Here is an 11788-nt window from a genome sequence, read left to right as displayed (position 1 = left end):
CTGGACACGGCTTCGGCTACCCCGCCCCGTACACCGCCCCCGGAGCCTCCCCCTCCGCCAGGAGTTTCAGCGTGGCGTCCCCCGCCTCCGCCGGTGTCCACCGCGTGCCCTTGTCGGCGCTCGGCCCCGGCCGCCAGCCCTCCATGACGGTGATCCGTCCGCCCTCGGCCTCGAAGACCCGCCCGGTGACGCCCGCGCTCGCGGCCGAGCCCAGCCACACCACCAGCGGCGACACGTTCTCGGGGGCCATGGCGTCGAAGCCCCCCGCGGGCGCCGCCATCGTCCGCGCGAAGGTCTCCTCGGTCATCCGGGTCCGGGCGGCCGGGGCGATCGCGTTGACCTGGACTCCGTACCGCCCCATCTCGGCCGCCGCGACCAGCGTCAAGGCGACGATCCCGGCCTTCGCGGCGCTGTAGTTCCCCTGCCCGACCGACCCCAACAACCCTGCCCCGCTACTTGTGTTCACGACCCGCGCCACCGGCGTCCGCCCCGCCTTCGCCTCCGCCCGCCAGTGCGCCGCCGCGTGCTTCAGCGGCAGGAAGTGACCCTTCAGGTGGACGCGTACGACCGCGTCCCAGTCGTCCTCGTCGAGGTTGACGAGCATGCGGTCGCGCAGGAACCCGGCGTTGTTGACGAGGGTGTCGAGACGGCCGTACGTCTCCAGCGCGGTGTGTACGAGAGAGGCGGCGCCCTCGGTCGTGGCGATGTCGCCGCCGTGGGGCACGGCCTCGCCGCCCGCGGCGCGGATCTCGTCGGCGACCCGGCGGGCCGGGCTGTCGGCGCCCGGTGTGCCGTCGAGGTCGACACCGAGGTCGTTGACGACGAGCCGGGCGCCCTCCGCGGCGAACGCGAGCGCGTGGGCGCGGCCGAGTCCGCGGCCGGCGCCGGTGACGACGACGACCCGGCCCTCGCAGATTCCGCTCATCTCACTTCTCCTTGTGGTCACTTCTCCGTGTGGTCACTTCTCCTTGTGGGCCGTTGCCGCGTCCAGGAACGCGGGCCGCTCGCCGCCGCCGTGCACGAGCAGGCTCGCGCCGGTGACATAGGCGGCGGCGTCGGACGCGAGGAAGACCGCGGCCGCGCCGACGTCGGACGGCTCGGCCAGCCGCCCCAGGGGGACGGTTTGGGCGACGGCGGCGACGGCGTCCGGGCCGCCGTAGTGGAGGTGGGACAGCTCGGTGCGGACCATGCCGACGACGAGGGTGTTGACGCGGACCTCGGGCGCCCACTCGACGGCCATCGAGCGGGCCAGGTGGTCGAGGCCGGCCTTGGCCGCCCCGTACGCCGCCGTACCGGGCGAGGGGCGGCTGCCGCTGACGCTGCCGATCATCACGATCGAGCCGTGGGCACGCCTGAGGTGGTCGTACGCGGCGAGGGACACGGTCAGCGGTGCCAGGAGGTTCAACTCCACGACCCGGACGTGCCGTTCGGCCCCGGCCTGCGTGAGCGGCCGGTACGGGGCGCCGCCCGCGTTGTTGACCAGGACGTCGAGACGGGGCAGCCCGGCGAAGAAGTGCCCCACGGCTTCGGTGTCCCGTACGTCCAGCGGCACGAACTCGGTCTTCGGCACCGGCACGTCCGGCGGCCTGCGGGCACAGACCACGACCTCGGCGCCCGCCCGGACGAAGGCCCGCGCGATCCCGGCGCCGACGCCGCGGGTACCGCCGGTGACGACCGCGACCTTCCCGTCCAGCTCCATTCACCGCTACCCTTCACCTAACAAACGTTTGGTGGAAAGGTAGCTGATGCGGCCATGGGTGTCTCCACCTCGTCCCCGGAAAAGGGGCCCGAAAAAGGCATAGCCGTCGTCACGGTCGGCTTCCCGCCGGTGAACGCCCTGCCCGTGCACGGCTGGTTCGCGCTGGCCGACGCCGTGCGCGCGGCCGGCCACGACCCCGGGGTCCGGTGCGTGGTGCTGGCCGCCGAGGGGCGGGGGTTCAACGCGGGCGTGGACATCAAGGAGATCCAGGCCCAGGGGCAGCAGGCGCTGATCGGCGCGAACCGCGGCTGCTTCGAGGCCTTCGCGGCGGTCTACGAGTGCGAAGTGCCCGTAGTCGCCGCCGTGCAGGGTTTCTGTCTGGGCGGCGGGATCGGTCTGGTGGGGAACGCGGACGCGATCGTGGCGAGCGAGGACGCGACCTTCGGCCTGCCCGAGCTGGACCGCGGCGCGCTCGGCGCGGCCACCCACCTGGCCCGACTGGTCCCGCAGCACCTGATGCGCGCCCTCTACTACACCTCGCGCACCGCGACCGCGGCCGAGCTGCACGCGCACGGCTCGGTGTGGCGGGTCGTCCCGCGCGCGGAACTGCGCGAGGCCGCCCTGGAGTTGGCCCGTGAGATCGCCGCCAAGGACGGCCGGCTCATCCGGCTGGCCAAGTCCGCCATCAACGGCATCGACCCCGTCGACGTGCGCCGCAGCTACCGCTTCGAGCAGGGCTTCACCTTCGAGGCCAACCTCGCCGGGGTGGCGGACCGGGTCCGCGACAGCTTCGGCAAGGAGGCCGTCCAGTGAGCGACAAGACCATGTCGGCCGAGGAAGCCGTCGGCCGCCTGGAGAGCGGGATGACGCTCGGCATAGGCGGCTGGGGCTCGCGCCGCAAGCCGATGGCGCTGGTCCGAGCCCTGCTGCGGACCGGGATCACCGATCTCACCGTCGTCTCGTACGGCGGCCCGGACGTCGGTCTGCTCGCCGCCGCCGGACGGATCCGCAAGCTCGTCACCGCCTTCGTGACCCTCGACTCGATCCCGCTGGAACCGCACTACCGGGCGGCACGCGAGCGTGGCGCCTTCGAGTTGACGGAAGTCGACGAGGCGATGTTCATGTGGGGGCTGCACGCGGCCGCCAACCGCCTGCCGTTCCTGCCGGTGCGGGCCGGTCTCGGCTCGGACGTGATGCGGGTCAACCCCGCGCTGCGGACGGTCACTTCGCCGTACGAGGACGCGGAGACGTTCGTCGCCATGCCCGCGCTGCGCCTGGACGCCGCCCTCGTCCACATGAACCGCGCGGACCGCCTGGGCAACGGCCAGTACCTGGGCCCGGACCCCTACTTCGACGACCTGCTGTGCGAGGCGGCGGACGCGGCGTACGTGTCGTGCGAACGGCTCGTCGACAACATCGGCACGGCAGAGCTGGCCAAGGAGGCCGCGCCGCAGACGCTGCTCCTCAAGCGGTCGAGCGTGACCGGCGTGATCGAGACGCCGAACGGCGCCCACTTCACCTCGTGCGCCCCCGACTACGGCCGGGACGAGGCCTTCCAGAAGCTGTACGCCACCACGCCGTACGGGGAGTTCGCCGAGCGGTTCCTCGGCGGGGACGAGCAGGACTACCAACACGCCGTTCAGGACTGGCGGAAGGAGCGGGGCCGGTGACCGTCACTCGTGCCGAGTACTGCGTGATCGCCTGCGCCGAGGCCTGGCGGGACAACGGGGAGGTGCTCGCGAGCCCCATGGGCCTGATCCCGGCCCTGGGCGCCCGCCTCGCCAAGCGCACCTTCTCCCCCGACCTGCTGCTGACCGACGGCGAGGCGATGCTCGTCGGTCTCGACGGCACGGTGGAGGGCTGGCTGCCGTACCGGCAGCACCTGACCATGGTCACCGGCGGGCGCCGGCACGTGATGATGGGCGCGAGCCAGATCGACCGCTTCGGCAACCAGAACATCTCGTGCATCGGCGACTGGGCCAGGCCGAAGCGGCAGCTGCTGGGCGTGCGCGGCGGCCCGGTCAACACCCTGAACAACCCGACCAGTTACTGGGTGCCGAAGCACTCCGCGCGGGTCTTCGTCGAGAAGGTCGACATGGTGTGCGGAGTGGGCTACGACCGTGCCGCCGCCGCGGGACCCGGCGCCACCCGCTTCCACCGCATCCCGCGCGTGGTCAGTGACCTGGGCGTCTTCGACTTCGCCACCCCGGACCACGCGATGCGCCTCGCCTCCCTCCACCCGGGCGTCACCGTCGAGCAGGTCCGGGAAGCCACGGGCTTCGCCCTGCATGTGCCCCACGAGGTGCCGTACACCCGCGAACCGACCAGTGAGGAGCTGGAGTTGATCCGCTCGGTCATCGATCCGCAAGGCGCGAGGCGGCGCGAGGTCGACGGCTGATGGAGACCGCGCTGACCAGGCTCGTGGGAGTCCGCCACCCCATCGTGCAGACCGGCATGGGCTGGGTGGCGGGCCCGCGCCTGGTCTCGGCGTCGGCCGAGGCGGGCGCGCTGGGCATCCTGGCCTCCGCGACGATGACACTCGACCGGCTGCGGGACGCCGTACGGGAGGTCAAGTCCCGTACGAGCGAGCCGTTCGGGGTGAATCTGCGCGCGGACGCCGGGGACGCGGGCGACCGGGTGCGGATCATCGTCGACGAGGGCGTCCGGGTCGCGTCCTTCGCCCTCGCGCCCTCCCCCGAACTGATCGCCGAGCTCAAGGAGGCGGGTGTCGTGGTCATCCCCTCCGTGGGCGCCCGGCGGCATGCCGAGAAGGTCGCGGCGTGGGGCGCGGACGCGGTGATCGTGCAGGGTGGGGAGGGCGGCGGGCACACCGGCGAGGTGGCGACGACCGTGCTGCTGCCGCAGGTGGTGGACGCCGTCGGCATACCGGTCGTGGCCGCGGGCGGCTTCCACGACGGACGGGGACTGGTCGCGGCGCTGGCGTACGGCGCGGCGGGCGTCGCCATGGGCACGCGGTTCCTGCTCACCTCGGACTCGACGGTGCCGGACGCGGTGAAGGCGCGGTACCTGGCGGCGACGGTGAAGGACGTGACGGTGACCCGGGCGGTCGACGGCCTGCCGCACCGCATGCTCCGTACCGAACTCGTCGACGCCCTGGAGCACGCCGGCCGCACGAAGGCCCTGTTCCAAGCCGCGCGAAGAGCGGCCGGCTTCCGCAAGCTGTCCGGGCTGACCTGGCGCCGGATGGTCCAGGACGGGCTCGCCATGAAACACGGCAAGGACCTGACCTGGAGCCAGGTCCTGCTCGCCGCGAACACGCCGATGCTGCTGAAGTCGGCGATGGTGGACGGCCGTACGGACCTCGGGGTGATGGCGTCCGGGCAGGTCGCCGGGGTGATCGACGACCTGCCGTCGTGCGCGGAGCTGGTGGAGCGGATCATGAAGGAGGCGGAGGAGGTACGGGAGCGGCTGAACACGTCTCCGTGAACGTCACAGCCACCACCCTCGCACTCCTCGGACCTGGGCCGGAGGGGCTGATTCTTCTAGCCCGTCCGGCGTTTGAGGACGAGGCCCTTCGGGCCGAAAGCGGGGGTCTGGGGGCGCAGCCCCCAGGGACGGGACGGGAAGGGGCGGCGGGGGCGAAGAAAGTCGAGCCTTCGCCGCTCTCCTCACAGCCTCTCAATGATCGTCACGTTGGCCTGCCCGCCGCCCTCGCACATCGTCTGGAGCCCGAACCGGCCGCCGGTGCGCTCCAGTTCGTGCAGCAGGGTCGTCATGAGCTTGACGCCCGTCGCGCCCAGTGGATGCCCGAGGGCTATCGCGCCGCCGTTGACGTTGACCTTGTCGGGGTCCGCGCCGGTCTCCTTCAGCCAGGCCAGGACGACCGGGGCGAAGGCCTCGTTGATCTCGACGAGGTCGATGTCGTCGAGGGACAGGCCGGTCTTCTTCAGGGCGTGCGCGGTGGCCGGGATGGGTGCGGTCAGCATGCGGATGGGGTCCTCGCCGCGCACGGAGAGATGGTGCACGCGCGCGCGGGGCCGCAGCCCGTGCTCGTGCACGGCCCGCTCCGAGGCGAGCAGCATGGCGGCCGCGCCGTCGGAGACCTGCGAGGAGCAGGCCGCGGTGACGGTGCCGCCGTCGATGACCGGCTTCAGCGCGGCCATCTTCTCCAGGGAGGTGTCCCGGCGCGGGCCCTCGTCGACGGCGGCCTGGCCGCACGCCACGATCTCCCGCTCGAAGCGTCCCTCGTCGATGGCCCGCAGCGCCCGCCGGTGCGAGCGCAGCGCGAACTCCTCCTGGTCCTGCCTGCTGATGCCCCACTTGCCGGCGATCATCTCGGCGCCGACGAACTGGTTCACCGCCCGGTCCCCGTACCGGGCCCGCCAGCCCTCGCTGCCCGCGAAGGGGCCCTCCGTGAACCCGAGGGGCTCGGCGGCCTGCCGGGTCGCGAAGGCGATCGGGATCTGCGACATGTTCTGCACACCGCCGGCGACGACGAGGTCTTGTGTCCCGGACAGCACGGCCTGCGCCGCGAAGTGCACGGCCTGCTGCGAGGAGCCGCACTGCCGGTCCACCGTCACCCCCGGCACCTCCTCGGGCAGCCCCGCCGCCAGCCAGCAGGTCCGCGCGATGTCCCCGGCCTGCGGCCCCACGGCGTCGAGGCAGCCGAAGACGACGTCCTCGACGGCGGCCGGGTCGACCCCGGCCCGCGCGACCAGCTCCTTCAGCACGTGCGCGCCGAGATCGGCCGGGTGGACCGCGCTCAGTCCTCCCCCGCGTCGCCCGACGGGCGTACGGACCGCTTCGACGATGTAGGCCTCGGCCATGGCAACTCCCTCACAGATGGGGGCTATTCGCGTACGGCGATCCCGTCCAGCACCATCGACAGGTACTGCCGGGCGATCTCCTCGGGGCTGTGCTGTCCGCCGGGCCGGTACCAGGAGGCGGCGACCCACACGGTGTCGCGCACGAACCGGTAGGTGAGGCGGACGTCGAGGTCGGCGCGGAACACCTCGGCGGCGACCCCGCGTTCCAGCGTGGACAGCCACGTCTTCTCGAACTTGCGCTGCGACTCGGCGAGGAACGTGAACCGCTCCTGCGCGACGAGCTGTTTGCTCTCCTTCTGGTAGATCGCGACGGCGGCGCGGTGCCGGTCGATCTCCCGGAACGACTCGGTGACCAGCGCTTCGAGGGTCTCGCGCGGCCCGAGTTCACCGCCGAGGACGGTGTCGTAGCCGTCCCAGAGCTCGTCGAGGAAGGTCCGCAGGATCTCTTCGAGCATCGACTCCTTGGAGTCGAAGTGGTAGTAGAGGCTGCCCGCGAGCATGCCCGCGTGGTCCGCGATCTTGCGGACGGTGGTGGCGTTGTAGCCCTGCTCGGCGAAGACCTCGGCGGCGGTGTCGAGGAGTTCGCGGCGGCGGTCGCGAGCGGCGGTGGCTGCGACGGGCTCTGTGGCGGTCACCTGGGGCTTCTTCTTCGTAGGAGGCACGGATCCATTCTCGTCCTAGGCGTGAACTAGGCGTGCTGACTGCTGACGGAGACGACCTCGCCCGTCATGTACGAGGAGTAGCCCGACGCCAGGAACACGATCACGTTGGCCACCTCCCACGGCTCGGCGTACCGACCGAAGGCCTCTGACTCGGTCAGCTCCTCCAGCAGGTCCGCCGACGTCACCTTCACCAGGTGCGGATGCATGGCGAGGCTCGGCGACACGGCGTTGACCCGCACCCCGAACTCGGCGGCCTCCATCGCCGCGCACCGGGTCAGCGCCATCACGCCCGCCTTCGCGGCGGCGTAGTGCGCCTGCTCGGCCTGGGCCCGCCAGCCGACCACGGAGGCGTTGTTGACGATCACGCCGCCGGTGTCCTTCATCCGGCGAAGGGCTGCCCGCAGGCACCGGAACGTGCCGTTCAACGTCACGTCCAGCACCTTGGACCACTGCTCGTCACTCATGTCGACAAGTCGTGAAGTCCCGCCGAGTCCCGCGTTGTTGACGACGATGTCCAGCCGTCCGTGTTCCTGGACGGCGGCGTCGAACAGGGCCCGCACCTGCGCCTCGTCGGTGACATCGCAGGGCTGGGCCGCCACCGCCCCCGGGAATTCCCGGCTCAGCTCGGCCTCGTGTTCCTTCAGCCGCCGCGCGTGCGCGTCACTGATCAGCACGCGCGCGCCCTCCTCCAGGAAGCGGCGCGCGGTCGCCCCGCCGATCCCGGCGCCGGCTGCCGCGGTGATGACGGCCGTGCGCCCGCCGAGCAGCCCGTGCCCGGGAACGTACGCCGGAGCCTCGACGTTCTTCATGACAGCACGCTAACCTACCAAACACTTGTTAGGGAAGAACGAGGGAAGGAGGATGACCGTGGACCTGGCCCACTCCCCCGCCGACGAGGCGTTCCGCGCCGAGGCCCGGACCTGGCTGCGCGCGCACGTGCCGGCCGTCCCGCTCCCCTCCCTGGAGACGGAGGAGGGCTTCGCGGCGCACCGCGCGTGGGAGGCCGGACTCGCCGCGGACCGCTGGTCGGTGGTGAGCTGGCCGACGGCCTACGGCGGCCGGGACGCGGGCCTGATCCGGTGGCTGCTGTTCGAGGAGGAGTACTACGCGGCGGGCTCCCCGGGGCGGGTGAGCCAGAACGGCATCAGCCTCCTCGCCCCGACCCTCTTCGACCACGGCACGGAGGAGCAACGCGCGCGGGTGCTCCCGCCCATGGCCTCGGGAGAGGTGGTCTGGGCGCAGGCCTGGTCGGAGCCGGAGGCGGGTTCGGACCTGGCGTCCCTGAGGTCCAGGGCGGTCCGTACGGACGGCGGCTGGCTGCTGAGCGGCCAGAAGACCTGGTCGTCGCGCGCGGCCTTCGCGGACCGCGCGTTCGGCCTGTTCCGCAGCGAGCCCGACACCCCGAAGCCGCACCAGGGCCTCACCTACCTGATGTTCGACCTGCGCGCCCCGGGGGTCACGGTCCGCCCGATCGGCCGCCTCGACGGAAAACCGGCCTTCGCGGAGCTCTTCCTGGACGAGGTGTTCGTGCCCGACGAGGACGTGATCGGCGAGCCCGGACAGGGCTGGCGGGTCGCCATGTCGACAGCGGGCAACGAACGGGGCCTGACCCTCCGCTCCCCCGGCCGCTTCCTGGCGAGCGCCGCCCGGCTGTCCGAGCTCTGGCAGGCCCAGGGCCGCCCGCACAGCACGAGCGACCGCGTGGCCGACGCCCTCATCGGCGCCCGCGCCTACCAGCTCTTCACCTACGCCGCCGCCTCCCGTTTCCTCGACGGCGCTTCGATCGGCCCCGAGTCCAGCCTGAACAAGGTCTTCTGGTCCGAGTACGACATCGCCCTGCACGAGACGGCCCTCGATCTCCTCGGCCCGGAGGGCGAGCCGGCCGACACCGACTGGGCGGAGGGCTACGTCTTCTCCCTCGCCGGCCCCATCTACGCCGGCACCAACGAGATCCAGCGCGACATCATCGCCGAGCGCCTGCTGGGCCTGCCGAAGGGACGCCGTTGATGCGCTTCCTCCTGGACACCGAACAGCGCGCGTTCGCGGACACCCTGGACACCATGCTGAGGGCCTCGGACACACCGGCGGTGGTACGGGACTGGAGCCGCGGCGAGCACACGAGCGGCCGTGCGCTGTGGCGCCGTATCGCGGAGGCGGGCGTGTTCGCGCTGGCGGTGCCGGAGGCGTGCGAGGGGCTGGGCCCCCGTCCCGTGGAACTCGCCGTCGCCTTCGTGGAGTTGGGGCGGCACGCGGTGCCGGGCCCCGTGGTGGAGACGGTGACGACAGCCGCGCTCCTCACCGCCCTGGACGACACGGGCCCCGCCAAACGCCTGCTGCCCGCGCTGGCTTCGGGCGAGTCGACGGCGACCCTGGTCGTGGGACCGTACGCGCTGGACGCGGACATGGCCGACGTACGGCTGGCGGTGTCGGGTGCGGGCGAGCTGCGCCTGCTCCCTGCGCCCGGTGGCCCCCGCCCCTCCCTCGACCCCGCCCGTCGGCTCTTTTCTCCCCCGCCCGGAGGGGAACTCCTCGCCACCGGCCCGCAGGTCACCACGGCCACCGCCCTCGCCCTCACCTGGGCCCGCCTGGCCACCGCCGCGCAAGCCCTCGGCACAGGTCTCGCGCTCCTCGACAGAACCGTCGCCCACGTCAAGCAGCGCACCCAGTTCGGCGTCCCCATAGGCTCCTTCCAGGCGGTCAAGCACCGACTGGCCGACGCGAAGATCGCGCTTGAGTTCGCACGCCCCCTGCTCCTCGGCGCCGCCCTGACGATGACCGAGCGGGACGTCGCCGCCGCCAAGGTCATGGCCTGCGAGGCGGCGTACACCACCGCTCGCACGGCCCTCCAACTGCACGGCGCGATCGGCTACACGGCGGAGTCCGACCTGTCCCTGTGGCTCACGAAGGCCCGCGCGCTGCGCACCGCCTGGGGCAGCCCGGACGAGTGCCGGGCCGCCGTCCTCCGGGGGCTCAGTGGTGATCGCCCCTGGTGAGCTCCCGGTACTCCTCCACCGTCGGCTTCTCGATCCGCTTCCCGGGGCCGAACACGGCCTTCGCCAGCCGGGCCCGCAGCCGCTGGGACGGCTTCACCCGACGGTGGACACCGCCCGCGTCGACGAGCGGCCCGACCTCGTACGGCGGCTCCTGCTCGTGCTGGGTGAGAGTGAACAGATGGGCCTGCGAGAGGGGTTCGTGGACCTCGATGTACTCGCCGTTCGGCAGCCTCTTGATGGTGCCCGTCTCCCTGCCGTGCAGCACCTTGTTCCGGTCACGGCGCTGGAGGCCGAGACAGATCCGCTTGGTGACGGTGAACGCGAGGACCGGCACCACGAAGACCGCGATCCGCACGAACCAGGTGATGTCGTTGATGGACAGGTGCAGATGGGTGGCCACGATGTCGTTGCCGCCGCCGATCAGCAGCACCACGTACAGGCTGAGCCAGGCCACGCCGAGGCCGGTGCGCACGGGTGCGTTGCGCGGCCGCTCCAGGATGTGGTGCTCGCGCTTGTCGCCGGTGATCCACGCCTCGATGAAGGGGTACACCGCGATGGCCAGCATGACCAGCGGGAACAGCGCGAAGGGGATGAAGACGCCCAGCGCCAGCGTGTGGCCCCAGAAGTTGATCTCCCATCCCGGCATCACCCGGATCAGCCCCTCGGAGAAGCCGAGGTACCAGTCGGGCTGGGCGCCCGTGGTGACGAGGTCCGGGCGATAGGGGCCGAAGGCCCACACGGGGTTGATCTGGGCGATGCCACCCAGGACCGTCAGCACGCCGAAGACCAGGAAGAAGAAGCCGCCCGCCTTCGCCATGTACACCGGCAGGAAGGGCATGCCGACCACCGACCTGTTGTCGCGGCCGGGGCCCGGATACTGCGTGTGCTTGTGGTAGAAGACCAGGATCAGGTGGGCGGCCACCAGGCCCAGCATGATCCCCGGCAGCAGCAGTACATGGATCGGGAAGAGTCTCGCGATGATGTCGTGGCCTGGGAACTCCCCGCCGAAAAGGAAGAAGGACAGGTACGTCCCGACGATCGGGACGGACAGGATCGCGCCCTGGGCGAAGCGGATGCCGGTGCCGGACAGCAGGTCGTCGGGGAGCGAGTAGCCGGTCAGGCCGGTGATGATGCCGAGCATCAGCAGCGTCCAGCCGAAGACCCAGTTGAGCTCGCGCGGCTTGCGGAACGCGCCGGTGAAGAAGACCCGCATCATGTGCACGATCATGGCGCCGACGAAGATCAGCGCCGCCCAGTGGTGGATCTGCCGGATCAGCAGCCCGCCGCGCACCTCGAAGCTGATGTCGAGCGTGGACTCGAACGCCCTCGTCATCAGGACGCCGTTGAGCGGTTCGTACGAGCCGTGGTACACGACCTCGGCCATGCTCGGCTCGAAGAACAGGGTGAGGTAGACGCCGGTGAGGATCAGGACGACGAAGCTGTAGAGAGCGACCTCGCCCAGCATGAAGGACGGATGGTCCGGGAAGACCTTGCGCATGTTGGCCTTGGCCAGCGCGTAGAGCCCGAGCCGCCCGTCGGCCCAGTCCGCGAGTTTCTCGCCCTTGCCCGGGGGCTCCCTGCGGGAGCGGGCGGACCCCGCCGTCTCGTCCACCGATCGTGCGCCGTCCATGCGTCGTCGCCTCCCCG

Annotated in this window: 12 protein-coding genes; 6 read left to right on the top strand and 6 right to left on the bottom strand. The window is 71.7% G+C overall.

Annotated features, from left to right (window positions below; all coding sequences use genetic code 11):
- Window positions 1–16 precede the first annotated feature (16 nt).
- Both OG252_RS37240 and OG252_RS37235 read right to left on the bottom strand, forming a co-directional pair.
- A complete protein-coding gene (locus tag OG252_RS37240) occupies window positions 17–925 on the bottom strand; it encodes an SDR family oxidoreductase (RefSeq protein WP_266441172.1) in 909 nt (302 codons plus the stop codon).
- Between the two features lie 33 nt (window positions 926–958).
- Window positions 959–1699 (bottom strand): SDR family oxidoreductase, encoded by a 741-nt coding sequence (locus OG252_RS37235; protein WP_266441170.1) that lies wholly within the window; start codon window positions 1697–1699, stop codon window positions 959–961.
- A 54-nt stretch (window positions 1700–1753) separates the two neighbouring features.
- Here OG252_RS37235 and OG252_RS37230 point away from each other — a divergent pair, with 54 nt between their 5' ends.
- The 4 genes from OG252_RS37230 to OG252_RS37215 are packed head-to-tail and all read left to right on the top strand — an operon-like array spanning window position 1754 to window position 5146.
- Window positions 1754–2512, top strand: coding sequence for an enoyl-CoA hydratase family protein (locus OG252_RS37230; RefSeq protein ID WP_266441168.1), 759 nt, complete (start codon window positions 1754–1756; stop codon window positions 2510–2512).
- The gene (locus tag OG252_RS37225; RefSeq protein WP_266441166.1) at window positions 2509–3369 is read left to right on the top strand and encodes a CoA transferase subunit A; all 861 of its coding nucleotides are present in this window, start codon (window positions 2509–2511) and stop codon (window positions 3367–3369) included. Before OG252_RS37230 ends, OG252_RS37225 begins: the two co-directional genes overlap by 4 nt.
- Entirely contained in the window at window positions 3366–4097 is a 732-nt protein-coding gene (locus OG252_RS37220; RefSeq protein ID WP_266441163.1) for a CoA-transferase subunit beta, read from the top strand. The genes OG252_RS37225 and OG252_RS37220 overlap by 4 nt, the downstream gene beginning before the upstream one ends.
- Window positions 4097–5146 carry an NAD(P)H-dependent flavin oxidoreductase gene (locus tag OG252_RS37215; RefSeq protein WP_266441161.1) on the top strand — a complete coding sequence of 350 codons (1050 nt, stop codon included), beginning with the start codon at window positions 4097–4099 and terminating at the stop codon, window positions 5144–5146. Before OG252_RS37220 ends, OG252_RS37215 begins: the two co-directional genes overlap by 1 nt.
- Before the next feature lie 182 nt (window positions 5147–5328).
- Here the strand turns inward: OG252_RS37215 and OG252_RS37210 are convergent, their stop codons facing one another.
- The 3 genes from OG252_RS37210 to OG252_RS37200 are packed head-to-tail and all read right to left on the bottom strand — an operon-like array spanning window position 5329 to window position 7957.
- On the bottom strand, window positions 5329–6486 hold the full coding sequence (locus OG252_RS37210) for an acetyl-CoA C-acetyltransferase (protein ID WP_266441158.1): 1158 nt from the start codon (window positions 6484–6486) through the stop codon (window positions 5329–5331).
- Between the two features lie 23 nt (window positions 6487–6509).
- Entirely contained in the window at window positions 6510–7148 is a 639-nt protein-coding gene (locus OG252_RS37205; protein WP_406492187.1) for a TetR/AcrR family transcriptional regulator, read from the bottom strand.
- A gap of 26 nt (window positions 7149–7174) precedes the next feature.
- Window positions 7175–7957: an SDR family oxidoreductase gene (locus OG252_RS37200; RefSeq protein WP_266441153.1), complete on the bottom strand. Its 783-nt coding sequence runs from the start codon at window positions 7955–7957 to the stop codon at window positions 7175–7177.
- A 58-nt stretch (window positions 7958–8015) separates the two neighbouring features.
- Here OG252_RS37200 and OG252_RS37195 point away from each other — a divergent pair, with 58 nt between their 5' ends.
- Together OG252_RS37195 and OG252_RS37190 are read left to right on the top strand one after the other, a co-directional pair.
- A complete protein-coding gene (locus tag OG252_RS37195) occupies window positions 8016–9155 on the top strand; it encodes an acyl-CoA dehydrogenase family protein (protein WP_266448629.1) in 1140 nt (379 codons plus the stop codon).
- Window positions 9155–10141, top strand: a complete 987-nt coding sequence (locus tag OG252_RS37190; RefSeq protein WP_266441151.1) for an acyl-CoA dehydrogenase family protein — start codon at window positions 9155–9157, stop codon at window positions 10139–10141. The genes OG252_RS37195 and OG252_RS37190 overlap by 1 nt, the downstream gene beginning before the upstream one ends.
- Here the strand turns inward: OG252_RS37190 and qcrB are convergent.
- A complete protein-coding gene (gene qcrB, locus OG252_RS37185) occupies window positions 10119–11771 on the bottom strand; it encodes a cytochrome bc1 complex cytochrome b subunit (protein WP_266441148.1) in 1653 nt (550 codons plus the stop codon). The genes OG252_RS37190 and qcrB overlap by 23 nt on opposite strands.
- Window positions 11772–11788 lie beyond the last annotated feature (17 nt).

This window comes from Streptomyces sp. NBC_01352 (assembly GCF_036237295.1).
In the GTDB taxonomy this organism is placed as follows: domain Bacteria; phylum Actinomycetota; class Actinomycetes; order Streptomycetales; family Streptomycetaceae; genus Streptomyces; species Streptomyces plumbiresistens.
This window is presented reverse-complemented; position numbering and strand designations above follow the sequence as displayed.